The sequence below is a fragment of the Stenotrophomonas sp. STEN013 genome, from assembly GCF_056760355.1.
In genome coordinates this window covers 75,159-100,980 of the sequence record NZ_JBRREO010000006.1, presented here as the reverse complement: position 1 = coordinate 100,980, position 25,822 = coordinate 75,159, and the positions used below count along the sequence as shown (strand labels likewise).

The following is a 25,822-nucleotide window of genomic DNA, read 5'->3' as shown; positions in this document are numbered from 1 at the left end:
GGTCAGCGGCTGCTGCGCGATTTGTTGCCCGTGGCGCCTGGCGGTGGATCGGCCGGCTTGTTGGAGGCGGCCGGAGGGCGACCGAAACCGCCTCCCATGTTGCGCTGGAATTCCTGCCACAGCTCCAGGTTGCGCTCGGTGAGCTGGTTCATCATCGCCCACGGCGTCTGCCCGAGCAGGTTGCCCATCTGCTGGCGGAACTGCTGCTGCTGGTCCAGGAACACCTGCATGCTGCGCTCCAGATAGTTGCCCATGAAGCCCTGCAACGAATCGCCGTAAAAACGGATCAACTGGCTCAACAGCTGCGTGGACAGCATCGGCTCACCGTCCTGCTCCTTGTCGGCGATGATCTGCAACAGGACCGAGCGGGTCAGGTCTTCACCGCTCTTGGCGTCACGGACTTCAAAGGTCTCGCCATCCAGGATCAGCTGCCGCACATCTTCGATGGTGATGTAGCTGGAAATCTCGGTGTCGTAGAGCCGACGGTTGGGATACTTCTTGATGATGCGGGTCGCAGCCATTAAGCAGTCACTCGTCACGGTATGGGCGCAGCATGGCGCAGTGCAGCAGGGCTTGCAACCGCCAAACGTACGGGTTGCAAAGGCCGGCGAATTGTTATTTGTTGCGCAGCAAGGAATGCGGTCATCGTGCAGCACTGTGTGGAGGCTTACCAGCCCATGTGGTGGCCGCCGTTGATATCCAGGTTCGAGCCGGTGATCCAGGCTGCCTCTTCGGCCACCAGAAACGCCACCGCGTAGGCGATCTCCTCCGGCTTGCCCAGGCGCCCGGTGGGGATGTCGGCGATGATTTTGGCGCGGACCTCCTCGGGCACCGCCATCACCATGTCGGTGGCCACATAGCCGGGGGAAATGGTGTTGACGGTGATGCCGAAACCGGCGTTCTCGCGTGCCAGGGAAATGGTGAAGCCGTGCATGCCGGCCTTGGCTGCGGCGTAGTTGGCCTGGCCGTACTGGCCCTTCAGGCCGTTGATCGAGCTGATCTGGATCACCCGGCCCCAGCCGCGTTTGCGCATGCCTTCAATCACCGGGCGGGTGACGTTGAACACCGAGTTGAGGTTGGTGTTGATCACGTCGTGCCACTGCTCGGCACTCATGCGATGGAAGGTGGTGTCGCGGGTGATGCCGGCGTTGTTGATCAGGATCTCCACCGGACCCAGCGCCGCCTCCACCGAATCGATCAGCCTGCGACCGCTGGCGGGGTCGGCCACGTCGCCTTCGAACAGCGCGATGTCATATCCCTTGGCCTGCATCTTCTGCTGCCACTGCTGCGCCTTTTCGGCATTGCGGAAATTGCTGGCGACCCGGTGTCCCTGGTCGGCAAGACGCTGGCAGATGGCGGAACCGATGCCGCCGGTACCACCGGTGACCAGTGCAACGCGGGATGTCATGGGATGTGCTCCAGGGCGTATTCGCAGGGGAGCGGGTGATTCTAATGAAACCGGGCTCACGCCGGGTGCGAATCGACGGCGATCAAGCCGCTCTTGCGCAGCTGTGCCGGTTCAAACCCCGCAACGGCCTGTTGCAGCAGCTCCGGCAGCGTGACCGCCGCCTCGATCCTGGCCGGCTGCTGGCCCAGTGCCGCCCACAGCCAGCGCAATACCGGCAACGGCTGATCGGCGTTCACCGGCAACGCGGCCAGGGACTTTGAGAGCTTGTGGCCGTCGGTGCCCATTACCAGCGGCAGGTGCAGGTAAGCGGGTGTCGGCAGGCCCAGCGCCCGTTGCAGCAGGATCTGCCGCGGCGTGGAGTCGATCAGGTCGGCGCCACGCACCACGTGGGTGATGCCCTGGTCTGCGTCGTCCACCACCACCGCCAGCTGGTACGCCCAGCAGCCATCGGCACGCAGCAGGACGAAGTCACCGACCTCCCTATCCACCTGCTGTTCAATCCGGCCTTGCAGGGCATCTTCGAAGGCGATGCGGCTGCCGTCCGGCACGCGCAGACGGATGGCCGGATGGGGGCGCATCTGGCTGGCCACGCAATGGCGGTGGATGCCATGTTGCACGCCCAGGTCGGCCCTGCTGCAGTGGCAGTAGAAGGCCTTGCGTTGTGCGAGAAGAGTGTTGATCGCCGCGCGATAGAGGGGGTGCCGCCTGCTCTGGTACTGCACCGGCGCGTCGGACACCAGGCCGAAAGCCGTGAGGGTGGCCAGTTGCAGGTCGGCCGCACCGGCAACCTCGCGGGGCGGGTCCACGTCCTCGATCCGCACCAGCCATTGGCCTGCTGCATGGCGGGCCAGCAGCCAGCTGCCAAAGGCGGCCAACAGGGATCCCAGGTGGAGCGGACCGGTCGGTGAGGGCGCGAAGCGGCCGCGGTAAACAGAGGAGGACATCGAAACTGAATCGTCCGTCACATTGGTGCTTGAATTCAAGCAGTACGCGCCGCAGATTTAACGCCATTCCCATCCTCACGGATATGTTTCCCATGTTTACCCGTATTGGGCTGTTTCTTCTGACCAACCTGGCGGTGCTGGTCCTAGCCAGTGTTGTCATGTCCGTTTCGGGCGTGAATCCCTCGCAGATGAGTGGCCTGCTGGTCATGGCGGCCATCTTCGGCTTCGGCGGCTCGATCATCTCGCTGCTGCTCTCCAAGTTCATGGCCAAACGCGGCACCGGCGCGGTGGTGATCACCGAGCCGCGCAACCCGACCGAGCGCTGGCTGCTGGATACGGTGGCCCGCCAGGCCAAGGCGGCGGGCATCGGCATGCCGGAAGTGGCGGTGTACGACGCGCCGGAAATCAACGCATTCGCCACCGGCGCCAACCGCAACAACGCACTGGTGGCGGTCTCCACCGGCCTGCTGCACAACATGAGCGAGGACGAGGCCGAGGCCGTGCTGGGCCACGAAATCGCCCACGTCGCCAACGGCGACATGATCACCATGGCGCTGCTGCAGGGCGTGCTGAACACCTTTGTGATCGTGCTGGCCCGCGTGGTCGGCGGCGTCATCGACAGCGCGCTGTCGGGCAATCGCGAAGGCGGTGGTCGTGGCTTTGCCTACTACATCATCGTGTTCGTGCTGGAGATGGTGTTCGGCCTGGGTGCGACGGTGATTGCGATGTGGTTCTCGCGTCATCGCGAATTCCGCGCCGACCAGGGCGGGGCCTCGCTGGCCGGCCGGCAGAAGATGATCGCCGCGCTGGAGCGGCTCAAGCTCAATCACGGCCAGAGCACGCTGCCCACGCAGATCGCCGCGTTCGGCATCGCCGGCTCCACCGCCAAGAAGCTGTTCCTGAGCCATCCGCCGCTGGATGAGCGCATCGCCGCGCTGCGGGCCTCGACGGTGGCCTGACCGGCTTCTGGCACCCTCTGGCGAGAACGCCCGGCAATGCCGGGCGTTTTTCGTATTGGCGCCGCAGTGGCAATGGGATTGTCGCGACACGCGGCGCCGGCTTCGGGAGCGCGGTGTGGTTGGCTGCGCCCGCCGGAGGGATGCGTACACCCCAAGCAAAAACGGCACCCTTGCGGGTGCCGTTTCATCAACGCGCAAGCGGTCTCGATCAGAACTTCGGATCGAATTCAGCGGCGTAGCCGGTGTTGACGATCACCTTCTGCAGCGCCTCGCACACCTTGATGTTGCCGGCTACCACCTGTTGGGTTTCCGGGCCGCGTGAATCCATGCGGGCCAGCGTCGCGCCGCGGTAGTTGCAGACCTTGCCACCGGCTTCGCGGACCAGCAGGACGCCGGCGGCGATGTCCCAGGCTTTCACACCGGCCTCGAAATAGGCATCGGCACGGCCACAGGCCACATAGGCCAGGTCCAATGCGGCCGAACCGGTGCGGCGTACGTCTTCGGCCTGCACCAGCAGGGTGTCGACGGTCTTGAGCTGGGTGCTGGCACGGGCGCGCTCACGCGGCGCGAAACCGGTGTGGATCATCGTGCCTTCCAGATCCTTGCGCTCCGCCACGCGGATACGGCGGTCGTTGAGCACGGCGCCATTGCCACGGCTGGCAGTGAACAGTTCGTTGCGCAGCGGGTCGAAAATCACCGCGTCGATCGGCTCGCCGTTTTCGACCAGGGCGATGGAGACGCAGTAGTGCGGGAAGCCGCGCAGGTAATTGCTGGTGCCGTCGAGCGGGTCGATCACCCACATGAAGCGGTTGACGCCCTGGATGCCGCCTTCCTCGCCGAAAATGCCGTATTCGGGGTAGGCGCGCTTGAGTTCCTTGACGATGACCTTTTCCGCATCGCCATCGACTTCGCTGGCGTAATCCATCCGACCCTTCTGTACCACGTTCAGGGCTTCAAGCTTGTTGATGTTGCGGAGCAGGACGTTGCCGGCGAGGCGTGCGGCCTTGACCATGACGGTTACGGCGGGTTTCTGCATGGCGAAAGGCTCCCGTGAAGGCAGAGATCGGATTGGCGGGGGAAAAGAGCAGGTCGGCGCAAAGGCCGTCGCGCAGTTTACCATCTACGGCTGTCCAGCTCCTGATTTTTTTACCGCCATGTCTGCTTCCGCTCATATTCGTTTTGTTCTTGTCGGCACCCAGCATCCGGGCAATATCGGTGCGGCGGCCCGGGCCATGAAGACCATGGGGCTGTCGAGGCTGGTGCTGGTGGCCCCGGAGAACCCGCTGGATGACGTCGCGTTCCGCCGTTCGGCCGGGGCCGAGGATGTCCTGGGGGATGCCCCTGTATTTGGCACCCTGGCCGAGGCCGTGGCCGATTGCCGCCTGGTGCTGGGCTGCACCGCGCGCGCGCGCCGGGTGCAGCTGGAAGAGCTGCTGCCGGAAGTCGCCGGGCAGCGGGCCGTCGCCAAGGCGGGGGAACCGGCGGAGGTGGCGTTCGTGTTCGGTCGCGAGCGCACGGGGCTGACCAATGACGAGCTGCAGCTGTGCCACGCCGCCGTGCATATTCCGTCGGATCCCGGGTTCAGCTCGCTGAATCTGGCGGCTGCAGTGCAGGTGCTGGCCTACGAGGTGCGTATGGCGGCGCTGGAAAGCCCCCGGGGCGCGCCGCTGGCAGCGGCCGATCAGCCCCCCGGTCAGGACGATACGCCGGCCAGCCATTCGCAGGTCGAAGGCCTGTTCGGGCAGCTGGGCGATACCCTGGACCAGATCGATTTCCACAAGGGCCGTGCGCCGGAATCGGCGATGCGCAAGTTGCGGCGCCTGTTCATGAAGGCCGAATTGAGCGAGCAGGAAGTGCGGCTGCTGCGCGGCATCCTCTCCGATGCGCAGCGCATGGCGCGGCTGGCCGCACAGCGACATGACTGAGAGGTGAATCACGCTTCATGATTTCCGGTACGCTTGGACGGTCAACAGGGGAGTGGCCGTTTTGGGTGTGCTGCGATGGCTGTGGGGAGCCGCGCTGGCATTGGCTGCACTGCAGCCAATCGCGGCAGCGGCGATGGAGCGTTCGGTGCTGGTACTGGGGCGGATCAGCGATGATCCGAAGGCCCACTATGACCAGCTGAAGCCTCTGCTGGACTACGTCGTCCCGCGCATGCGTGATGTGGGGATCCGTGAGGGCCGGATACTGATGGCCAAGGATGCCCAGCAGATGGCCAGCTACCTGCGTCGTGGCCGGGTGGACTGGGTTACCGAGACCTCGGGTACCGGCATGGCACTGGAGCAGCGTGCCGGCGCGCGGCCGTTGCTGCTGACCGAGCGCAACGGCGTCAGCAGCTATCGGAGTGTGTTCTTCGTCCGCCGCGACAGCCCGGTCACCCGGTTGGAGGACCTGCGCGGTCGCACGCTGGCGATGCAGAGCGTGCTCTCCACCAGCGCCTACCTGGTGCCGGCGATGACCTTGCTCGATCACGGCGTGCAGCCGGAAATACTCCTCAGCCCGAAGGATGTGCCCGCCGCCGACTCGGTGGGCTATGTCTTTGCCCGGTCGGAATTGAACATCTCCACCTATGTGCACAAGCGTCTGGTCGATGCCGGCGTGATCAGCAACCTGGACTGGGAGGACGCGCGCAGTGTGCCGCCAGCGTTCCGTATGGACCTGCGGGTGATCCATCGCAGCGAACCGCTGCCGCGTGCGCTGGAAATGGTGCGGCGGGATCTGGACCCGATGGTGCGCCGGCGGTTGCAAGAGGTGCTGCTGGAGGCCAGCCGGGATCCGCAGGCCAGGGTGGCGCTGCACAAGTTTTTCGGCACGACCGGCTTCCACGCCGTGGACCCTGCCAATCAGCGTGCACTGGCCCGCCTGCGTGCCGGTCTGGTACGTGTGCGGATGGAGGTGGAATGAAACAGATCCGCTTCGGATTGCAGGCGCGCTTCCTGCTCGCGATGGCCGGAGCCTTGCTGGTGGTCGCTGCGATTGTGGCGTTGATACTGGCGCGGCAGGCCGCGACGCAGCGCGAGGTGTTGCGGATCAGCGGCGACGTGGTGGCACAGGTTCTGCAGCAGGGCGTTCGCAAGCAGGGCGTGGCGCTGGCCGAGTCGTTGGTGGAGGCGCTGGTGAATCCGCTGTACTATTCGGATCTGGATGCGATCGGCGCGGTGGTGCGCAACACCGTCAGCCAGAAGGCGGTCAGCTATGTGCTGGTGCATGATCCGGAGGGGCGTTTGATCCACGACGGTTCGATGGACGTGGCCAGCTACGGGCGGCAGATGCAGGACCCGCTGGCACAGGGCGCGATCGCCGCCACGGCGCTGCGGGTGCAGGAATCGCCGTCGGTGCTGGAGGTGGATCTGCCAATCCGCATTGGCGGGCAGCCGATTGGCGGGTTGCGGCTGGGGATGGGCCTGTCGCAGATGCAGACGCAAGAGGCCGAGGCCCTGCAGATGCTTGAGCTGCGCATGCGCGAGAGCGGGCGTCGGCAGCTGGGGTGGGGACTGTTGCTGATGGCGGCGCTGATCGGTTTTGCCTGCGTGATGGGCTTGTACGTGCAGCGCACGCTGGTGCGCCCGATCCGCTGGCTGGGCAGTGCGGCGCGACAGATCGAGGCCGGCGATTACCAGGTGCAGGCGCAGAGCACCCGGCTCGGCGGCGAGGTGGGAGAGCTGATCCGCACGTTCGGCCGCATGAGCCAGAGCATTGCCAAGCATGACCGGGAAGTGCGGCAGATGGCCTACACCGATGCGCTGACCGGGCTGACCAACCGGCTGGCGTTTCGCGAGGCGCTCGATCACCGCCTGCTGGGCGCGCGCGCCTCCGGTGGTGCCCTGGCCCTGCTGTTTGTCGATATCGATGAGTTCAAGCGGGTCAATGACACCCTGGGGCACGAGGCGGGCGACGAGGCGCTGCTGCAGTTCGCCCAGCGCATCGCCGGCGCGCTGGAGCAGGAGGGCGACGATGAGGCGCTGCTGGCGCGCTTTGGTGGTGATGAGTTCGTGATCCTGATCGGCGATGGCCGTGGCGCGGCGGGCAGTACCGCCACGCGGCTGGCCGAGCGCCTGGTGTGTGATCTGGGACAGGCGCTGAATGTGCAGGGGCGCGAGATTTTCCTGGGCAGCTCCATTGGCATCACCTTGTTCCCGGAGGATGCCGGTGATGCCAGTGCGCTGCTCAAGAACGGCGACATCGCCATGTACCAGGCCAAGATGGCCGGCAAGAACTGTTTCCGCTACTACAACCGGGCGATGGATCACGCCGTGGAGCGGCGCCTGCATCTGGAGCAGGAGTTGCGCGGAGCATGGGATCGGGGCGAGCTGCGACTGGTCTATCAGCCGATATTCCGTACCCGCGACCGCATGCTGGTGGGCGCTGAAGTGCTGCTGCGCTGGCAGCATCCGGTGCTGGGGGCCATTCCACCGACGGTCTTCATCGATGTGGCCGAGCAAAGCGGGCTGATCCAGCAGCTCGGGCCCAAGGTGCTGGACGCGGCCTGCCACCAGGCACGGCAGTGGCCGCGCAATGCGTCCGGCGAGGAGCTGTTTGTCTCCGTCAACATTTCACCGCGACAGTTGCGCAATGGCGATCTGATCGGCGAGGTGGGGCGGTGTCTGCGCAGTTCCGGCTTGGCCGCTTCGCGCTTGCATCTGGAGCTGACCGAAACGGCGGTGATCGGCGATGAGATGCTGGCCGCCTCTTTGCTGGAAAAGCTGCATCGCACCGGCGTGAAGGTGTGGCTGGATGATTTCGGCACCGGCTTCTCCGGCTTGAGCCATCTGCGCCAGGTGCCGGTGGACGGGGTCAAGATCGACCGCAGTTTTGTCGCCGACCTGCAGCGCGATCCGGATGACCTGGCGCTGACCACGGCGATCATCGCCATGGCCCACGCGCTGGGCATCACCGTGGTGGCCGAGGGTATCGAGCAGCAGGGCCAGTTCGATCTGCTGGAGCAGCGTGGCTGCGATCTGGCCCAGGGCTACTGGCTGAGCCGCCCGCTGGAGACGGACGATCTGGTGCGCCTGATCGACGCGACCGTCATCGAGTCCTGCTGAATCAGAGTGGGCGTTTGCTGGTATCGCCGGGAAGTTCGCGCACCAGTTTCGGCACCAGGTAGCCTGACAGCCGGGCCATCAGCCCGGCATGCAGGGCGGTGGCGCGCTCGTCGCTGACTTCGAAATGGGCCACACCCTGCACCCGGTCCAGTTGATGCAGGTAATACGGCAATACCCCGGCGGCAAAGCTGCGTTCGCTCAATGCGGCCAGGGCATCCAGGTCGTCATTGACCCCGCGCAGCAGCACGGCCTGGTTCAGCAGCTGGGCGCCGGTGCCGCGCAGGCGGGCGAGCGCGGCATCCACCGCCGTGTCGAATTCCTGCGCATGGTTGGCGTGGATCACGAACGCCACCGGCCACGGGAGCTGGTCCAGCCACTGCACCAGCTCCTCATCCACCCGCTCGGGCATCACCACCGGCAGGCGGCTGTGGATGCGCAGCCGCCTGATGTGCGCGATGCCTGCCAGGGCGGTGGTCAGTTCGGCCAGTTTGGCGGTGGTCAGCGACAGCGGATCGCCGCCGGAGAGGATGATCTCGTCGATCGAGGGATCGGCGGCGATCGCGGCTACCGCGTCTTCCCAGCCGTTGCGGGCGGCGTTCTCCCCGGCATAGTCGAAATGGCGGCGGAAGCAGTAGCGGCAATGGATGGCGCAGCTGCCGGTGGCGACCAGCAGGGCGCGGCCACGGTACTTCTGGATCACGCCGGTGGCCTTCTTGGCGGCCCCATCGCCGACCGCATCGAAACTGAATCCGGGGACGACCTGCATTTCCGCGTCAATCGGCAGCACCTGCCGCAACAGCGGATCGGACGGGTCCGCGCGCCGCATCCGCGCCACAAAGCTGCGCGGTACCCGCAGCGGGAACTGCGCCAGTGCCTCGGCCGAAACTCCCAGGTCCCGGGGATCCAGCGCCAGCGCCGCCAGCAGCTGGGCCGGGTCGCGGATGGCCTGCCGCCAGTGCTCCTGCCAGCGGAGCGCGGGCAAGGGGATGACGGCTTTTTCTGGAGTGAGGGCGGGGGCTGCGGTTATCATTGGCGGTCAGAAAACAGATGCCCCACCTGACGGCGGGCGTTCCATTCTAATCCGGCCGGCCGCTCCCCGCGGCGGTTTCGTCTTTTCCAGGAGTTTCAGTATGGCCACTTACGGCATGAATGACGTCAAGAACGGGATGAAGATCCTGGTCAATAACGAACCAGCGGTCATCACCGATACCGAATACGTCAAGCCGGGCAAGGGCCAGGCGTTCACGCGCGTCAAGTACCGTCTGATCCGGTCCGGCCGCGTGCAGGAAATCACCATGAAGGCGACCGACGATCTGGAAGCCGCGGATGTGGTCGATACCGACATGCGCTTCCTGTACGCCGATGGCGAGTACTGGCACTTCATGGATCCGGAATCCTTCGAACAGGTGCAGGCCGACAAGGCCGGCATGGGCGGCGCCGAGAAGTGGCTCAAGGGTGAGGAGGACTGCGTGGTCACGCTGTTCAACGGCCAGCCGATCTTCGTGCAGCCGCCGAACTTCGTCGAACTGAAGATCACCGAGACCGATCCGGGCGTGCGGGGTGACACCTCCGGTGGCGGCGGCAAGCCGGCCACGCTGGAGACCGGGGCGGTGGTCCGCGTGCCGCTGTTCGTCAACCAGGATGAAATCATCAAGGTTGATACGCGTTCGGGCGAATACTCCGCGCGCGTCAAGTAAGCAACACGATGCAGGCGCCGCCACCCTTCACCCACAGCTCCGCGCTGCAGGTGTGGGGGATGCGGCGCCTGTTCGCATCCGGCGTCCGCCGGAACCTGTCCTGTAGGTGGTGATGACCGTGAGTGAAGTGCAACCCCAGCCATGTGATCTTCTGATCGAAGCCGGTTACGTGGTGCCGATCGAGCCGCATGCGGTGGTGCTGGAAGACCACGCCGTGGCGGTGGCCGATGGCACGATCGTGGCGGTGTTGCCGCGCGCCGAAGCGCGCCAGCGATTCAGAGCCAAAGAAGTGGTGTCGCGCCCGGAAGCGGCGCTGATCCCGGGCCTGGTCAATGCGCACACGCACAACCCGATGACGCTGCTGCGTGGCGTGGCCGACGACCTGCCGTTGATGACGTGGCTGCGCGAGCACATCTGGCCGGTGGAAGCGGCGGTGATCGGACCGGAGTTCGTCGCCGATGGCACCCGTCTGGCCATTGCCGAGATGCTGCGCGGTGGCACCACCTGCGCCAACGAGAACTACTTCTTCGCCGACGTGCAGGCTGCGGTGTACCGGCAGCATGGCTTCCGCGCGCTGGTGGGCTCGGTGATCATCGACTTCCCCAGCGCCTGGGCCAGGAGCGATGACGAATACTTCGCCCGTGCCGGCGAGCTGCACGATGCCTGGCGCGGCGATGCGCTGATCGGCACCGCGTTTGCGCCACACGCGCCCTATACGGTGAACGATGCCAACTTCGAGCGGGTGCGGATGCTGTCCGACCAGCTCGATATGCGGGTGCATCTGCATACGCATGAAACCGCGCAGGAAGTCAGCGACTCGATCAAGCTTCACGGCCAGCGCCCGCTGGCGCGGCTGGACCGGTTGGGGCTGGTCAACGAGCGCCTGATCGCGGTGCATATGACCCAGCTGACCGAGGCCGAGATCCACCTGTGCGCCGAACGCGGTGTCAGCGTGGTGCATTGTCCGGAATCGAATCTGAAGCTGGCCTCGGGCTTCTGCCCGGCCTGCGCACTGGCAAAGGCCGGCGTGAACCTGGCCATCGGTACCGACGGCTGCGCCAGCAACAACGATCTGGATATGTTCAGCGAGAACCGCACCGCGGCGATCCTGGCCAAGGCCGTGGCCAACGATGCCACCGCGCTGGATGCGGCGACCACGTTGCGTGCGGCCACGCTGGGCGGCGCACGCGCGCTGGGCTTTGCCGACCGCATCGGCTCGATCGAGGTCGGCAAACAGGCCGATCTGGCCTGCGTGGACCTGTCGGCGCTGGAGACCCAACCCCTGCATCACGTGCTGTCGCAGCTGGTGTATGCCGCCGGTCGCCACCAGGTCAGCGATGTCTGGATTGCAGGCAAACCGAAGCTGGTCCAGCGTCAGCTGGTCGATATGGACATTGCCGCGATCACCGCCAATGCGCGCCAGTGGCGCGACCGCATCCGTACCATCCGCGCCTGACCGCGCAACCGGCCGCCACGCGCGGCCGCAACAGGAAACCGATATGAGCGCAGCTTCCAGCTCCACCAATTTCGATCAGGCCGAACTGGACAAGTTCGCCGCGCTGGCCAACCGCTGGTGGGATGCGGATGGCCCGCAAAAGCCGCTGCACGCGCTCAACCCGGTGCGGCTGAAATACGTTTCCGATCGCGTCATGCTGCGCGGCGCCAAGGTGCTGGACATCGGCTGCGGCGGCGGCCTGCTCAGCGAGGCGCTGGCCAAAGAAGGCGCGAATGTCACCGCGATCGATCTGGCGCCGGAACTGGTCAAGGTCGCGCGCCTGCATGGTCTGGAGTCGGGCGTGCAGGTCGATTACCGGGTGCAGGCCGCCGAGGATCTGGCCGCCGAGCAGCCCGGTGCGTTCGACGTGGTCACCTGCATGGAAATGCTCGAGCACGTGCCGGACCCGGGCGCGATCATCGCCGCCTGCCAGCGCCTGCTGCGTCCGGGCGGCAAGCTGTTCCTGTCCACCATCAACCGCACCGCGGCGGCCTTTGCGGTGGCCATTGTCGGCGCCGAGTACATTGCCCGGTTGCTGCCCAAGGGCACGCACCACTACCAGGAATTCATCAAGCCGGCCGAGCTGGGCGCATGGTTGCGCGAGGCCGACCTGTCGCTGCAGGACGTGTCCGGCATGGCCTACGAGCCGTGGCGCAACCGCGCCCGCCTGAGCAGCCGCACCGACATCAATTACCTGGCCTACGCGGTCAAACCGGAACAGGCATGACTTCGGCGGCGTTTCCGGCGGCGGTGCTGTTCGATCTGGACGGCACCTTGCTGGACAGTGCACCGGATTTCGTCGCCACCGCCAACCGTATGCGCGAGGCGCGACAGATGCCGCCGGTGGCTCCGGAGCAGCTGCGGCCGGTAGTGTCCAAAGGCTCGCGGGCGATGCTGGAAGTGGCCTTCCCGCAGATGGCAGAGAGCGAGCGGCATGCGCTGATCCCGGAATTCCTGGACATCTACGAGTCGCTGATCGGCCAGTACGCGCGCCTGTTCGACGGTATCGAGCCGATGCTCGAGGCGTTGGAACAGGCCGGTGCCCGCTGGGGCATTGTCACCAACAAGCCGGAGTATCTGGCGCGGCTGATCGTGCCGCAGCTGGGCTGGGAGCAACGTTGCGCAGTACTGATCGGCGGGGACACGCTGGCCGAACGCAAGCCGCACCCGCTGCCATTGCAGGTGGCGGCGCAACGCATCGGTATGGCCGTGACGAGCTGTGTCTACGTGGGCGATGACGAGCGCGATATCGTCGCCGCCCGTGCAGCCGGGATGCCCTCGGTGGCGGCGCTGTGGGGGTACCGGCTGGACGACGATGACCCGGCTACCTGGGAGGCCAACCGCATCTGCACGCTGCCACATGAACTGTGCCAGCCGGCGGCGTGGCCGGCCGTTTATCGGGCTTCGGTCTGATCCAATTATTCGAGGTATGACGTGAGTAGTGCGCTGGACAGCTTCCTGGACAAATGGCGTGCGCGGTGGCCGGAATGGACCTTCGTGGAGCGTTTCGTCGATGAGGCCGATCGTGCCCGTGCGGTGGCGTGGTTCGCGCTGCTGCAGGAGTTCGATGACATGCTCAATACAACCGGTGATACCACGCCGGTCGATGCCAAGCTGGCCTGGTGGGGCGAGGAGCTGCGCAGCTGGAACACGCAGCGTTCGCGGCATCCGCTGGGGCGGGTGCTGGAGCCGGTGCGTGCGCCCTGGGCGCAGTTGGCTGACGCCTTGCCGGGCCTGATCGCTGCCCGTGCACGTCCGGCTGACGCGGCGCAGGCGCGCAGCAGTCTGTCGGCCTATGCTGCGGCCGTTGCCGCGGTGGAAGCGGCCGTGTTCAACACGGCGTCGCTGCCGGCTGCCGCCGATGCGGTGCTGACGCAGACCCTGGCGCAACGTGTGCAGGAGTTGGGCGTGGCCGCCGCGCCGCAGGAATTTAGTGGCGAAGCGGCGTGGGAGAAGGTGCTGCAGGCCGGCTGGCGGGCCCGTGTGGCCGGTCCGCGACCGCGCCGCATCTACGCGGCCCTGGCGCGTGGCCGCCTGCAGGCCTGCCTGCGCGGTGGCGAGTATCAGCCCAGCCCGGCGGGACTGTTGTGGCGCAGCTGGTGGGCTGCGCGCGGTTGAGCGTTGTGTGTCAAATCACGACGCACGCGCCGCCCCGCGTCCGCGGGCGTTCAGTGGCGTGAGTGCGCGGGCGCGCTGCCGCGTGCCCGTGTGGTGAATGATCGGCGGTTACTTGCCGCGTTCCAGCACAAGCAGTGGATCGATGCGTGTGTCGAACCAGTTCATCCCCCAATGCAGATGCGGGCCGGTCGCGCGGCCGGTCGCGCCTACGGCGGCAATGGTCTGGCCCTGTGCGATGCGGTCACCGACCTTCACATCGATCCGCGACAGGTGCAGGAAGTTGGAGCTGATGCCGAAGCCATGGTCCAGCACCAGGGTGCCGCCGGTCAGGTACAGGTCGGGGCCCGCAAACGTCACGATGCCGGCCGCCGGGGCCTTGACCGGGGTACCGGTAGGCGCGGCGATATCCATTCCGGAATGACCGCTGCCGGGCTGCCCGTTGTAGACGCGGGCATTGCCGAAGCGGCCACTGATCCGGCCCTGCACCGGCCAGAGGAAGGTCTGGGTGAAGTCGGTACGGTTGTCGTCACGCTTGCGCGATTCGGTCACCAGTGCCTGCTCGCGGGCAATACGTTCGGCGATGGCCGGCGGCGGATTCACCGTCTTCGGCGGTACGCCGTTGACGTGCTCGGTCGGCCAGTCACGCGCAGTCACCGCGATTGAAATGGTCTCGCTGCCGCCCTCCGGGCGCTGCACCTGTACCTGCAACGGGCCCTTTTCATCGCGTCCAACACCGAACACCACGCTGCCATAGCTGCTGACCCGCAGCTCGCGGCCGGCATAGCGGACCGTGCTGCCGGCCGGCACCTTGCCGATCACCATCGCGCCCTGCGAAACGCTGGCCGGGAACACCACGCGGCTGTCGAGCAGGTTGCCGATGTCATCCTGCGCCTGTGCCGCCGGTGCGGTGAACAGGGGCGTGGCCAGCAGCAGCGCCCCGAACAGAAATACCTTGCGCATCAACGATCGTAGGTCATGCGCTGGCCGGCCGGTGCACCGACCAGCTTGCTGCCATCCCACACCCGCTGGCCGTTGACCCAGGTGGAGGCGATGCGCGAGCGGAAGGTGGTGCCTTCAAACGGCGACCAGCCGCACTTGGACAGCACGTCCTCGCGCTTGACCGTGAACGGCACGTCCTCGACTAGCACCAGGTCGGCGAAATAACCCTCGCGCAGGAAGCCGCGTTCTTCGACATCGAACAGTTGGGCCGGGGCGTGGGCGAACTTCTGCACCACCTGTTCGCGGCTCAGCTTGCCTTCGTGCACGCGTTCCAGCGCCGCGACCAGCGCGTACTGCACCAGCGGCAGGCCGGACGGTGCCTGTGCGTAGGGCTTCTGCTTCTCTTCCCAGGTATGCGGGGCGTGGTCGGTGGCCAGCACGTCCAGCACGTCGTCGGCCAGCGCAGCGGTGATCGCCTCGCGGTCGGACACGTCCTTGATCGCCGGGTTGCACTTGATCAGGTTGCCCTTGGTCGCGTAATCGGGGCGGGCGAAGTGCAGGAAGTGCACGCAGGTCTCGGCGGTGATCTGCTTGCGGCTGCCATCGGCACGGATCAGCGGACCCTTCTCGAACAGCGCCAGCTCATCGGCGGTGGAGATATGCAGCACGTGCAGGCGGGTGCCGTGCTTGCGCGCCAGCGACATGGCCAGTCGGGTCGACTTGATGCAGGCCTCACGCGAGCGGATATCCGGGTGCATCTCCGGGGTCAGCGCGTCGCCGTACTTTTCCTGGAAGGCCTTCAGGTTGGCGTCGATCATCGGCGTGTCTTCGCAATGCGTGATGATCGGGGTCGGGCATTCGCGGAAGATCGCGTCCAGGGTTTCCGGGTTGTCGACCAGCATGTTGCCGGTGGAGGCCCCCATGAACACCTTCACGCCTGGTGCCTTCTTCGGGTCCAAGGCGCGGATCGCATCGAGGTTGTCGTTGCTGGCGCCGTGATAGAAACCGTAATTGGCCCAGGCCCGGCCCTTGGCCAGTTCGTACTTGGCTTCGAGGATGGTCGAATCCAGGGTCGGCGGGTTGGTGTTGGGCATGTCCATGAAGCTGGTCAGGCCGCCGGCCACGGCCGCGGCCGATTCGCTGGCGATGTCACCCTTGTGTGTCAGGCCCGGTTCGCGGAAGTGCACCTGGTCATCGATCATGCCCGGCAGCAGCCAGCGCCCGGCCGCATCCACCACCTGCTCGCCGTCACGCGGGGTCAGGCCGCTGCCGATCTGCGCGATGCGGTCGTTCTCGATGCGCAGGTCGCCGTCGAAGGTGCGGCCTTCGTTGACCATGCGGGCATTGCGGATGAGCGTGGAGGGCATGTCAGTGTTTTCCTGTGCAGCGGCAAGAGGGGGCGTCGGCGCGCTTGGGGACGGGGTCGAGGCCGCCCGGATGGAACGGGTGGCAACGCCCCAGCCGCCGCAGCGTCAACCAGCAGCCACGCAACGGGCCATGGACGGAGATGGCTTCCATCCCATATTCGGAGCAACTGGGGACAAAACGGCAGCGCGGCCCGAGCAGGGGGCTGATGAGGCGCTTGTACAAGCGCAGTACGGCAATGAGAAGGCGGCCGATCACCCGTTAATGATATGCCAGTTGGCATTGCCGCAGGATTTGTCGCAGGATGCGCGAGGGTTGCCGATGCGGCGTTGCTGCTTCAGCGGCCCGCCGGGCGCGCTGATGCGCTTGGTCAGGTTCCGAACTGCGCGAACGGTCCGGTGACACCATCGAACCGATTCTGCACGTGTCGAGCATCCGTTCAGATTGAACGGGCTGGCGCGGTTGCCGCTGCTGGTCGGGTAGGCTATAAAGGCCCGCTTTCCCGGGCCCCGGGGGAAACAAGGAAGAGCGTTTCGTGGCTGCTAAAAAAACTGCAAAGAAGGCCGTCAAGGCCGCCAAGAAAACCGCCAAGCCTGCAGTAACGAAGGCGGTGTCCAAGCCAGTTGCGAAGAAGCCGGTCACCAAGGCCGCCAAGCCGGCAGCCAAGAAGGCGTCCGCCAAAAAAGTGGTAGCAAAGAAGGTGGTAGCAAAGAAGGTGGTAGCCAAGAAGGCGCCGGTCAAGAAGGCTCCCGCCAAGAAGACCGTAGCCAAGGCGGCTCCGGTCAAGAAGGTGGTAGCCAAGAAGGCGGCACCGGCAGCCAAGAAGGCCGTCAAGAAGGTGGCCAAGCCGGTCGCCGCGCCGGTCAAAAAGGTCGCCAGCAAGCCCGCTCCAGCTCCTGTTGCCAAGAAAGTGCCTGCCAAGCCCGCCGTGGCCAAGGCAGTCAAAACCCCCGTCGCCAAGCCCGCGGCCAAGTCCGTACCGAAGCCGGCTTCCAAGCCGGTGACGGCCAAGTCTGTCCCGGTCAACGTCGCCAAGACGGCCGCAGCTCCGGTTACCCAACCGGTTGCCGCCAAGCCGTCGCCTGCGACCAAGACCCCGCAATCCAAGAATCCCGTGTCTGCACCGAAATCCCACGTAAAAAATTCCGTCAAGGCCCCCGTCAAGTCCGCTGCGCCTATTGCCGTCCGTCCGGTCGGCAAGGTCGCCGTGGCCGTCACCGCACGCTCGGCCGCTCCGGCTCCGCGCAGCAAGTACAAGGTGGTGGAATACAAAGTCGATGACGCCACCGGTCGTCCGATCCTGCCGGAGGGCTACAAGCCGTCGGCGGATGAGGAATACATGAGCGCGCTGCAGCAGGAATATTTCCGCCAGCGTCTGCAGGACTGGCGCGCTGATCTGGTCGAGGAATCCAAGCAGACCATCGAGAACCTGCGCGAAGAAGTGCGTGATATCGGTGACGAGGCCGAGCGTGCCACGCGCGAGACCGAGAACTCGCTCGAGCTGCGTACCCGTGACCGCTACCGCAAACTGATCGGCAAGATCGACAGCACGCTCAAGCGTCTGGAAGCCGGTGATTACGGCTACTGCGTGGATACCGGCGAGGAAATCGGCCTGGACCGGCTGGAAGCCCGTCTCACCGCCGAGCGCACGATCGATGCGCAGGAGCGCTGGGAGCATCTGCAGAAGCAGCAGGGCGAATAAGTCCCGCCGCACCGCTGATGCCATCCGGAACCCCGCCACGGCGGGGTTTCCTTGTTGAGGAGAGACGCAATGTCTGATGCCGAAGTTTTCATGCGTCGCGCGGTGGCGCTGGCCCGCGACAACATCGCCGCGGGCGGGCGCCCGTTTGGCGCGGTACTGGTCAAGGACGGGCAGGTGCTGGCCGAGGCGGCCAACAGCATCCACGCCAGTCACGATCCCACCGATCACGCCGAGATGCGGGCGATCCGCCACGCCAGTGCGCGCCTGCAAAGCCCGCGGCTGGAGGGGTGTGTGATCTACGCCAGCGGCCATCCGTGCCCGATGTGTCTGGCGGCGATGTACCTGTGCGGCATCGAGCGGGCATGGTTCGCCTACTCCAACGAGGACGCGCAGCCGTTCGGATTGTCGACCGCTGCGGTCTACGCGCGTCTGGCGGCGGGCCCGGCCGCAGTGGACTCGGGGTTGCAGTCGTTGCCGCCGGCGGGGGAGGAGGGGCTCTATGCCGAATGGGCCCGGGCGCAGGCCTGAGGCTTATTGCAGGTCACGCAGGTCCAGGCGCCGCAATTGCGGCGCTTTCCATGCGGTGATGCCGGCCACGCCCAGTACCGCGCAGCCGCCGATCACCGCGGCAGGCACCAGCCCGAGCAGGCGCGCCATGCTGCCGGCATAGAGCGCGCCCAGTTCATTGGATGAGCTGATGAACAGGCCGTTGATCGAGGAGACGCGACCGCGCATCTCGTCGGGAGTGGCCAGCTGCAGGATGGTCGAACGCACCACCACCGAGACGCCGTCGAAGGCACCGTAGAACAGCAGGATGGCCGCGGACAGCCAGAAGTGTTGTGACAGCCCGAAGCCGATCACGCACAGGCCAAAGCCGGCCACGGCCAACAGCAGGACCCGTCCGGCATGGCGTTGCAACGGGCGGCGGGCAAGCCATAGTCCGACGCAGATCGAGCCCAGCGCCGGCGCCGCGCGCAGGATGCCCAGGCCTTCCGGACCGTGATGCAGGATTTCCCGGATGAAGGCCGGCAGCATCGCGACGACACCGCCGAGCAGTACCGAGAACATGTCCAGCGCCATCGCGCCGAGCATGATCTGGTTGCCCAGCACGAAGCGCGCGCCCTCGGCGATGCTGGCGAAGATCGGTGCGCGCGACTGCGGCGGCGCCGGTTCGCTGACGCGCAGCGATGCCAGTGCGAGCAGCGCCAGTGTCGCCATCACCGCAGCCACGCCATAGGACAGGCTCTTGCCGCCCCAGGCCACGAGGAGGCCGCCCAGGGCGGGGCCAAGCACCATGCCGGCCTGGAACACCACGCTGCCGAAGCCGGCGCCGCGTGCGAACTGCCCACGCGCGAGCACCCGGGCGAACAGGGCGTTGTAGACCGGCGAGAGGAAGGCGCGCACCATGCCGGTCAGGGCGATGGCCAGGTAGATCGGCCAGGTGCCTTTGAACGGAAGCCAGCCGTTGGTCACCATCACCAGCACCGCAGCGGTGGCGATCAGGCCGAGGCTGGCGGCCATGCCCAGCTTGCGCCGCGGCAGATGGTCGACCAGGTGGCCGGCAAACGGCGCCACGCAGAAGTAGGGCAGCACTTCGGCCAGACCGATCAGCCCCAGTGAAAATGGATTGCGGGTGATCTCGTAGATGTGCCAGCCGACCGTGATCGCGACGATCTGGTAGGACAGCATCGCCGTGATGCGGTAGGCCAGCAGCTGGGCGAAGCCGGGCTGGCGCAGGATCGCGCCAGGGCTGCTGTCCGTTACAGCGCTCACTGCTGCTGCGCTTGGGCGGTATCCCGGATGAAGGCCAGCATGGCGGCCAGGCCGTTGCTGCGGGTGGGTGACAGGTGTTTGGCCAGGCCGATAGCGGCGACGTAGTCCGGGGCGGTGGCCAGGATTTCCGCGGCCGAGCGGCCGGAGTAGACGCGCAGTGCCAGGTAGATCAGGCCCGAGACGATGGCCGAATCACTGACCGCATGGAAGACCAGCTTCTCGGCGTTGCCTTCCGGAACGATCCACACCATTGACTGGCAGCCGTGCAGGCGATGCTCCTCACTCTTCCATTCCTCCGGGAAGGTGGGCAGCTTGCGGCCCAGATCGATCAGGTACTGGTAGCGTTCGGACCAGTCCCCGAAGAAGGAGAACTCTTCGGCGATCGTGGCCTGGGCATCGGCGGCGGTGGGTTCGAGCGGAAACGGGGTATCAATCACTTCAGTATCCGGTTGTCGGTCAGGGCAGGGGGCGGCGACTCAGCCGCGCTTCCAGCGCACGCCCTGCGGGGTGTCTTCCAGCACGATGTTCTCGGCGGCCAGCTGGTCGCGGATGGCATCGGCGCGGGCGAAGTCGCGAGCCTGCTTGGCGGCGATGCGTTCATCGATCAGGGCCTGGATGCGGGCATCATCGCCGGCATCGGTGCCGCGGCTGAACCAGTCGGCCGGTGCCTGCTGCAGCAGACCCAGCGCCAGACCGGCGCCGAGCAGCTCGGCCTTCAGGCGAGCCTTTTCCCCGGCGGATTCGGCCCTGCGCGCGTCGCTGGCGATGCGGGCCACTTCGGCCAAGGCCAGCGGCGTGTTGAGGTCATCGTCCAGCGCGGCTTCGACGCTGGATGGGATGGTGGCCATGGCGTCCACATCGGCCAGATCGCGCAGCGTGCCGTACAGACGGTCCAACGTCCGTACCGACTGCTCGATCAGTGCGTCCGACCAGTCCAGCGGCTGCCGGTAGTGGGCCGACAGCAGCGCATAGCGCAGCGCTTCCGGCGGATGCTGCTGCACCAGATCGTGCACGCGTTCAATGTTGCCCAGCGACTTGCTCATCTTGGCGCCGCCGAAGTTGAGCATGCCGTTGTGCAGCCAGAAGCGGGCGAAGGTCTTTCCGCCATGCGCGCATTCGCTTTGCGCGATCTCGTTTTCGTGGTGCGGAAACTGCAGATCCACGCCGCCGGCGTGGATATCGATGGTCGGGCCCAGATGGGCGGCGGCCATCGCCGAACACTCGATGTGCCAGCCCGGGCGGCCACGGCCCCACGGCGATTCCCAGCCGGGCAGGTCGTCGGTGGACGGTTTCCACAGCACGAAGTCCCCCGGATCGCGCTTGTAGGGCGCCACATCGACGCGGGCGCCGGCCAGCATTTCGTCAGGATCGCGGCGCGAGAGCTTGCCGTAGTCCTTGAAACTGCCCACCGAGAACAGCACGTGACCCTCGGCGGCGTAGGCGTGGCCGCTGCCGATCAGGCCTTCGATCATCGTGATGATGTGCGGGATGTGCGCAGTGGCCTCGGGCTCGATATCCGGCGGCACCACGCCCAGCGCGGCCATGTCCTCGCGGTAGGCGGCCGCGAAACGGTCGGTGATGGCCGAGATCGGCACACCCTGTTCCTTGGCGGCGGCATTGATCTTGTCGTCCACGTCGGTGATGTTGCGCGCGTAACGCAGATGCCCGTAGCGGCGGCGCAGCAGGTCGGCCAGTACGCCAAAGACCACCGGGCCGCGGGCGTTGCCGATGTGCACGTAGTTGTAGACCGTGGGGCCACACACATACAGGGTCGGGGCGGTGGGGTCGAGCGGAGCGAAGGGCTCCAGCTGCCGCGTCAGGTTGTTGTGCAGGCGCAGGGTCATGGGTATCCGGGGGAGAAACGAACCGCGCAATTCTAGCGGTCCCGGCACGGTGGGGCACGTCCGGGCTGGGCAATCGGGTCGTGGACGGGTTATGTTCAGGCCAGCGTCGGCTTGGCTGCCTACACTATCGATCGTGACCCGACTCTTCCCGCTGCGAGTGTTGATGAATCCCGCGCCGTTTTTGTCCGTCCTCTGCCTGCTGGCTTTTTTTGTCGCCTCGGCACGGGCGCAGGAAGCTTCCGAGGTCGATGGCCGCAACCGCGTCGTGGTGGTTGAGAATGTGCGCTACGACTATGCCCAGGTGCTCAATGTCGAACCGGTGTTCCAGACCCTGCGCGCAACCCGCACCGAAGAGCATTGCGAACCTGTCGCCACGCGCACGCTTGCGCCGGTGCAGGTGAAGGGGGAGGAGAGCAAGGGCGGTTTTCGCCGCTTCTGGGACTCGGTACGGGGTATTTTCGTCAATCGTGAAGAAAGCGCGGAAGACACCGCCGAGGCGCCGCGCATCCATGACACCAGCCGGCATGCCGCGATGCTGACCCCGGAGTGCAAGATCGTCGAGGTGGGCCGTGAATTCCGCCGGCCTATCGCCTATGACGTGGACTATGTCTACAAGGGCGTCAAATTCCGCTCGCGCCTGCCGGAGGATCCGGGAAACCGCTTGAAACTGCGGGTCTCCATCACCCCGGATATCGGCTCGATGGTTGAACAGGCTGCAGGCAATCCTTGATGTTGCGTTGCGACACTTGCGCCCCCCCGGCGTGCGTGCGACCATGCGCGCCGATGAAATCGAATGACGCCCAGCTTGGTATCAGCGCCGCCCGGATGGCCTCCGGTATGACGTCGCGTGCCCGCCGACCGGAACCCCACAATTTCGCTGGGTAACCGGAGCTTCGTGCTGTCTGTTCGGAAAACCCAGCCCAGGCTGGGTTTTTTCGTTTCCGATCCATGAAAAGTTTCAAGCGTAATGAATTGCGCGTCCGCGCACCTTCCGCCGGTAACGACGGATTTCCCCGCAGCGAAGGAAAGATCGATGTCTCTGAAGCACTTCTTGAACACCCAGGACTGGAGCCGCGCCGAACTGGACGCACTGCTCACCCAGGCGGCGTTGTTCAAACAACACAAGCTGGGTGATGACCTGAAGGGTAAATCGATCGCCCTGGTGTTCTTCAATCCGTCCATGCGCACCCGTACCAGCTTCGAGCTGGGCGCGTTTCAGCTGGGTGGGCATGCGGTGGTGCTGCAGCCGGGCAAGGACGCTTGGCCGATCGAGTTCAACCTCGGTACCGTCATGGACGGGGATACCGAAGAACACATCGCCGAAGTGGCCAAGGTGCTGGGCCGTTATGTGGACCTGATCGGCGTGCGTGCGTTCCCGAAATTCGTGGACTGGAGCAAGGACCGCGAGGACCAGGTGCTCAAGAGCTTTGCCAGGTATTCGCCGGTGCCGGTCATCAACATGGAGACCATCACCCATCCGTGCCAGGAACTGGCGCACATCCTGGCGCTGCAGGAACATTTCGGCACCACCGACCTGCGCGGCAAGAAGTATGTGCTGACCTGGACCTACCATCCCAAGCCGCTCAACACCGCCGTGGCCAATTCGGCGCTGACCATCGCCACGCGCATGGGCATGGACGTGACCCTGCTGTGCCCGACCCCGGACTACATCCTGGATGAGCGCTACATGGGCTGGGCCGAGCAGAACGTGGCCGAGAGCGGTGGTTCGCTGCAGGTCAGCCACGACATTGCCAGCGCCTATGCCGGCGCCGATGTGGTCTACGCCAAGAGCTGGGGAGCGCTGCCGTTCTTCGGCAACTGGGCCCCGGAGCAGCCGATCCGCGACCAGTACAAGCACTTCATCGTCGATGAGGCCAAGATGGCGCTGACCAACAATGGCGTGTTCAGCCACTGCCTGCCGCTGCGCCGCAACGTCAAGGCCACCGACGGTGTGATGGACTCGCCGCAGTGCATCGCCATCAACGAAGCCGAAAACCGCCTGCACGTGCAGAAGGCCATCATGTCGGCGCTGGTGCGCTGAATCCGGACCTCCTGCAACCTTTCCGCTTTCCTCCCCCATGGCGGGCCGCCGGTCCGCTTCACGAGCAACTGACATGACCTCCAAGAAAGACATCGTCCTCGCCTTCTCCGGCGGCCTCGACACCAGCTTCTGCGTGCCCTACCTGCAGGAGCGTGGCTACAACGTGCACACCGTGTTCGCCGACACCGGCGGCGTGGACGACGAAGAGCGCGACTTCATCGAGAAGCGTGCCGCCGAGCTGGGCGTCAGCAGCCATGTCACCGTCGACGGTGGCCCGGCAATCTGGGAGGGCTTCGTCAAGCCGTTCGTGTGGGCCGGCGAGGGCTACCAGGGCCAGTACCCGCTGCTGGTGTCGGACCGTTACCTGATCGTGGACGCCGCGCTCAAGCGCGCCGCCGAGCTGGGCACCAACATCATCGCCCACGGCTGCACCGGCATGGGCAACGACCAGGTCCGCTTCGATCTGGCAGTGAAGGCGCTGGGTGATTACGTGATCGTCGCGCCGATCCGCGAAATCCAGAAAGAACACACCCAGACCCGTGCCTACGAGCAGAAGTACCTGGAAGAGCGTGGCTTCGGCGTGCGTGCCAAACAGCAGGCCTACACCATCAACGAGAACCTGCTGGGCCTGACCATGTCCGGCGGCGAGATCGACCGTTGGGAAGCGCCGGGCGAAGGCGCCCGCGGCTGGTGCGCGCCGCGCAGCGCCTGGCCGATCGAACCGCTGACCGTGACCCTGAAGTTCGTCGAGGGCGAGGCCGTCGCGCTGGACGGCAAGGCACTGCCGGGTGAGCAGATCCTGGCCCGCCTCAACAAGATGTTCGCCCCGTACGGCGTGGGCCGTGGCGTGTACACCGGCGACACCGTGATCGGCCTGAAGGGCCGCATCGTGTTCGAAGCGCCGGGCCTGGTCTCGCTGCTGGCCGCGCACCGCGCGCTGGAAGACGCCGTGCTGACCAAGCAGCAGAACCGTTTCAAGCCGGACGTGGCGCGCAAGTGGGTGGAGCTGGTGTATGAAGGCTTCTACCACGACCCGCTCAAGACCGACATCGAGGCGTTCCTGAAGTCCTCGCAGGCCAAAGTCAATGGCGAGGTGGTGCTGGAAACCCGCGGCGGCCGCGTCGATGCGGTGGCGGTGAAGTCCGAGCACCTGCTCAACGCCAAGGGCGCGACCTACGCGCAGTCGGCCGATTGGGGCGTGGAAGAAGCCGAAGGCTTCATCAAGCTGTTTGGCATGAGCTCCACGTTGTACGCGCAGGTCAATCGCTGATCCGCGACGGGCGCCGCTTGGCGGTGCCCGCTGTTGTTTCCGCCCGGCTCACTTGCGCCGGGCTTCCACTGCTTTCTTCCGGTTTGAATGCCCATGACGCAGTTGCTTGACACGACGCTGGACCACCTGCAGGCGCTGGTGTCGTTTGACACCCGCAATCCGCCGCGTGCCATCACCACCGGTGGCATCTTCGATTACCTGCGCGCCAACCTGCCGGGCTTCAATGTCGAGGTGATCGACCACGGTGCCGGTGCGGTCAGTTTCTACGCGGTGCGTGGCACGCCCAAGTACCTGTTCAATGTGCATCTGGACACGGTGCCGGATTCACCGCACTGGTCGGCCGATCCGCATGTGATGCGGCGCCTGGACGACCGCGTGGTCGGCCTGGGGGTATGCGACATCAAGGGCGCCGCCGCCGCGCTGGTGGCCGCCGCCAACCTGACCGATGGCGATGCGGCGTTCCTGTTCTCCAGCGACGAGGAAGCCAATGATCCGCGTTGTATCGCCGCCTTCCTGGCCCGTGGCATCCCCTATGAAGCGGTGATCGTCGCCGAGCCGACCATGAGCGAAGCGGTGCTGGCCCATCGGGGGATCAGCTCCGTGCTGATGAAATTTGCCGGTCGTGCGGGCCATGCTTCGGGCAAGCAGGATCCGTCGGCCAGCGCGCTGCATCAGGCCATGCGTTGGGGCGGAAAAGCGCTGGAACATGTCGAGTCGCTGGCGCATGCACGCTTCGGTGGCCTGACCGGGCTGCGCTTCAACATCGGCCGCGTCGAAGGGGGGATCAAGGCCAACATGATCGCGCCCGAGGCCGAGCTGCGTTTCGGTTTCCGTCCGTTGCCGTCGATGGACATCGACGGGTTGCTGGCCACTTTCGCCGGCTTTGCCGAGCCGTCGGCGGCGCACTTCGAGGAAACCTTCCGGGGCCCGAGCCTGCCGTCCGGTGATATCGCCCGTGCCGAGGAACGCCGCCTGGCCGCCCGCGACGTCGCCGACGAGCTGGGCCTGCCGATCGGCAATGCGGTGGATTTCTGGACCGAGGCCTCGCTGTTCTCGGCCGGTGGCTACACCACGATGGTGTATGGCCCGGGCGATATCGCCCAGGCCCATACCGCCGACGAGTTCGTCACGCTGGAACAGTTGCAGCGTTATGCGGAGTCGGTGCTGCGGATCCTGCAGCGCGGCGCCTGAAGCACGTGACCCGGCGCGGCTGCGCCGGATT

General features: G+C 65.9%; 26 protein-coding genes. 15 read left to right on the top strand and 11 right to left on the bottom strand.

All coding sequences use genetic code 11. The annotated features are described in order from the left end of the window. Positions 1-2 precede the first annotated feature (2 nt). The 3 genes from phaR to gluQRS all read right to left on the bottom strand — a co-directional run bounded on the left by phaR (position 3) and on the right by gluQRS (position 2,352). On the bottom strand, positions 3-521 hold the full coding sequence (gene phaR / locus ACVOMH_RS12985; protein ID WP_054658987.1) for a polyhydroxyalkanoate synthesis repressor PhaR: 519 nt from the start codon (positions 519-521) through the stop codon (positions 3-5). Positions 522-667: 146 nt separating this feature from the next. Then, positions 668-1,408, bottom strand: coding sequence for a beta-ketoacyl-ACP reductase (gene phbB, locus ACVOMH_RS12980; protein WP_054658988.1), 741 nt, complete (start codon positions 1,406-1,408; stop codon positions 668-670). Between the two features lie 56 nt (positions 1,409-1,464). Continuing rightward, positions 1,465-2,352: a tRNA glutamyl-Q(34) synthetase GluQRS gene (gene gluQRS / locus ACVOMH_RS12975; protein ID WP_481552222.1), complete on the bottom strand. Its 888-nt coding sequence runs from the start codon at positions 2,350-2,352 to the stop codon at positions 1,465-1,467. A gap of 92 nt (positions 2,353-2,444) precedes the next feature. Here gluQRS and htpX point away from each other — a divergent pair, with 92 nt between their 5' ends. Next, a complete protein-coding gene (htpX, locus tag ACVOMH_RS12970; protein WP_054658990.1) occupies positions 2,445-3,311 on the top strand; it encodes a protease HtpX in 867 nt (288 codons plus the stop codon). 208 nt (positions 3,312-3,519) lie between these two features. Here the strand turns inward: htpX and ACVOMH_RS12965 are convergent, their stop codons facing one another. Then, positions 3,520-4,347: an inositol monophosphatase family protein gene (locus tag ACVOMH_RS12965; RefSeq protein ID WP_054658991.1), complete on the bottom strand. Its 828-nt coding sequence runs from the start codon at positions 4,345-4,347 to the stop codon at positions 3,520-3,522. A gap of 118 nt (positions 4,348-4,465) precedes the next feature. Between ACVOMH_RS12965 and ACVOMH_RS12960 the strand changes: the two genes are divergently transcribed. From ACVOMH_RS12960 to ACVOMH_RS12950, 3 genes are read left to right on the top strand one after another with little or no spacing between them, the layout of a single operon-like run. Continuing rightward, positions 4,466-5,236 (top strand): RNA methyltransferase, encoded by a 771-nt coding sequence (locus tag ACVOMH_RS12960; protein WP_481552221.1) that lies wholly within the window; start codon positions 4,466-4,468, stop codon positions 5,234-5,236. A gap of 52 nt (positions 5,237-5,288) precedes the next feature. Continuing rightward, positions 5,289-6,215, top strand: coding sequence for a phosphate/phosphite/phosphonate ABC transporter substrate-binding protein (locus tag ACVOMH_RS12955; RefSeq protein WP_481552220.1), 927 nt, complete (start codon positions 5,289-5,291; stop codon positions 6,213-6,215). After that, the gene (locus tag ACVOMH_RS12950) at positions 6,212-8,356 is read left to right on the top strand and encodes a putative bifunctional diguanylate cyclase/phosphodiesterase (RefSeq protein ID WP_481552219.1); all 2,145 of its coding nucleotides are present in this window, start codon (positions 6,212-6,214) and stop codon (positions 8,354-8,356) included. The genes ACVOMH_RS12955 and ACVOMH_RS12950 overlap by 4 nt, the downstream gene beginning before the upstream one ends. Position 8,357: 1 nt before the next feature. On the opposite strand, the gene epmB is transcribed toward ACVOMH_RS12950, so the two are convergent. Then, positions 8,358-9,386, bottom strand: a complete 1,029-nt coding sequence (gene epmB / locus ACVOMH_RS12945; RefSeq protein WP_481552218.1) for an EF-P beta-lysylation protein EpmB — start codon at positions 9,384-9,386, stop codon at positions 8,358-8,360. A 100-nt stretch (positions 9,387-9,486) separates the two neighbouring features. On the opposite strand from epmB, the gene efp reads away from it, so the two are divergent. From efp to ACVOMH_RS12920, 5 genes are all read left to right on the top strand, one after another. Then, positions 9,487-10,053: an elongation factor P gene (efp, locus tag ACVOMH_RS12940; RefSeq protein ID WP_054658693.1), complete on the top strand. Its 567-nt coding sequence runs from the start codon at positions 9,487-9,489 to the stop codon at positions 10,051-10,053. 118 nt (positions 10,054-10,171) lie between these two features. After that, on the top strand, positions 10,172-11,509 hold the full coding sequence (locus tag ACVOMH_RS12935; RefSeq protein WP_481552217.1) for a TRZ/ATZ family hydrolase: 1,338 nt from the start codon (positions 10,172-10,174) through the stop codon (positions 11,507-11,509). A 43-nt stretch (positions 11,510-11,552) separates the two neighbouring features. Continuing rightward, on the top strand, positions 11,553-12,275 hold the full coding sequence (ubiG, locus tag ACVOMH_RS12930) for a bifunctional 2-polyprenyl-6-hydroxyphenol methylase/3-demethylubiquinol 3-O-methyltransferase UbiG (protein WP_481524522.1): 723 nt from the start codon (positions 11,553-11,555) through the stop codon (positions 12,273-12,275). Continuing rightward, complete coding sequence (locus ACVOMH_RS12925; protein WP_481552216.1) at positions 12,272-12,961, top strand: phosphoglycolate phosphatase; 690 nt, start codon at positions 12,272-12,274, stop codon at positions 12,959-12,961. Before ubiG ends, ACVOMH_RS12925 begins: the two co-directional genes overlap by 4 nt. Before the next feature lie 21 nt (positions 12,962-12,982). Next, positions 12,983-13,666, top strand: coding sequence for a phytoene/squalene synthase family protein (locus ACVOMH_RS12920; protein ID WP_481552215.1), 684 nt, complete (start codon positions 12,983-12,985; stop codon positions 13,664-13,666). A 108-nt stretch (positions 13,667-13,774) separates the two neighbouring features. Here ACVOMH_RS12920 and ACVOMH_RS12915 read toward each other — a convergent pair whose 3' ends face one another. From ACVOMH_RS12915 to yidD, 3 genes are read right to left on the bottom strand one after another with little or no spacing between them, the layout of a single operon-like run. Continuing rightward, positions 13,775-14,626 carry a M23 family metallopeptidase gene (locus ACVOMH_RS12915; protein ID WP_481552214.1) on the bottom strand — a complete coding sequence of 284 codons (852 nt, stop codon included), beginning with the start codon at positions 14,624-14,626 and terminating at the stop codon, positions 13,775-13,777. Then, complete coding sequence (locus tag ACVOMH_RS12910; protein ID WP_481552213.1) at positions 14,626-15,972, bottom strand: dihydroorotase; 1,347 nt, start codon at positions 15,970-15,972, stop codon at positions 14,626-14,628. Before ACVOMH_RS12910 ends, ACVOMH_RS12915 begins: the two co-directional genes overlap by 1 nt. A gap of 1 nt (position 15,973) precedes the next feature. Beyond that, positions 15,974-16,228 carry a membrane protein insertion efficiency factor YidD gene (yidD, locus tag ACVOMH_RS12905; protein WP_481524526.1) on the bottom strand — a complete coding sequence of 85 codons (255 nt, stop codon included), beginning with the start codon at positions 16,226-16,228 and terminating at the stop codon, positions 15,974-15,976. 277 nt (positions 16,229-16,505) lie between these two features. Between yidD and dksA the strand changes: the two genes are divergently transcribed. Both dksA and ACVOMH_RS12895 read left to right on the top strand, forming a co-directional pair. After that, a complete protein-coding gene (gene dksA / locus ACVOMH_RS12900) occupies positions 16,506-17,672 on the top strand; it encodes an RNA polymerase-binding protein DksA (protein WP_481552212.1) in 1,167 nt (388 codons plus the stop codon). Between the two features lie 69 nt (positions 17,673-17,741). Beyond that, complete coding sequence (locus ACVOMH_RS12895; RefSeq protein WP_054657569.1) at positions 17,742-18,200, top strand: nucleoside deaminase; 459 nt, start codon at positions 17,742-17,744, stop codon at positions 18,198-18,200. A 3-nt stretch (positions 18,201-18,203) separates the two neighbouring features. Here ACVOMH_RS12895 and ACVOMH_RS12890 read toward each other — a convergent pair whose 3' ends face one another. The 3 genes from ACVOMH_RS12890 to cysS are packed head-to-tail and all read right to left on the bottom strand — an operon-like array spanning position 18,204 to position 21,289. Next, entirely contained in the window at positions 18,204-19,445 is a 1,242-nt protein-coding gene (locus ACVOMH_RS12890; protein ID WP_481552211.1) for an MFS transporter, read from the bottom strand. Then, the gene (locus tag ACVOMH_RS12885) at positions 19,442-19,882 is read right to left on the bottom strand and encodes a SufE family protein (protein ID WP_481524530.1); all 441 of its coding nucleotides are present in this window, start codon (positions 19,880-19,882) and stop codon (positions 19,442-19,444) included. The genes ACVOMH_RS12890 and ACVOMH_RS12885 overlap by 4 nt, the downstream gene beginning before the upstream one ends. Before the next feature lie 39 nt (positions 19,883-19,921). After that, entirely contained in the window at positions 19,922-21,289 is a 1,368-nt protein-coding gene (cysS, locus tag ACVOMH_RS12880; protein ID WP_481524531.1) for a cysteine--tRNA ligase, read from the bottom strand. A 163-nt stretch (positions 21,290-21,452) separates the two neighbouring features. On the opposite strand from cysS, the gene ACVOMH_RS12875 reads away from it, so the two are divergent. The 4 genes from ACVOMH_RS12875 (at position 21,453) to ACVOMH_RS12860 (ending at position 25,791) form a co-directional block, all read left to right on the top strand. Beyond that, the gene (locus tag ACVOMH_RS12875; protein ID WP_481552210.1) at positions 21,453-22,019 is read left to right on the top strand and encodes a hypothetical protein; all 567 of its coding nucleotides are present in this window, start codon (positions 21,453-21,455) and stop codon (positions 22,017-22,019) included. Positions 22,020-22,322: 303 nt separating this feature from the next. Further along, positions 22,323-23,330, top strand: coding sequence for an N-acetylornithine carbamoyltransferase (locus ACVOMH_RS12870; RefSeq protein ID WP_054657561.1), 1,008 nt, complete (start codon positions 22,323-22,325; stop codon positions 23,328-23,330). Between the two features lie 73 nt (positions 23,331-23,403). Continuing rightward, a complete protein-coding gene (locus ACVOMH_RS12865) occupies positions 23,404-24,600 on the top strand; it encodes an argininosuccinate synthase (RefSeq protein ID WP_054657559.1) in 1,197 nt (398 codons plus the stop codon). Between the two features lie 93 nt (positions 24,601-24,693). Continuing rightward, on the top strand, positions 24,694-25,791 hold the full coding sequence (locus tag ACVOMH_RS12860) for an acetylornithine deacetylase (RefSeq protein WP_481552209.1): 1,098 nt from the start codon (positions 24,694-24,696) through the stop codon (positions 25,789-25,791). Positions 25,792-25,822: the final 31 nt, after the last annotated feature.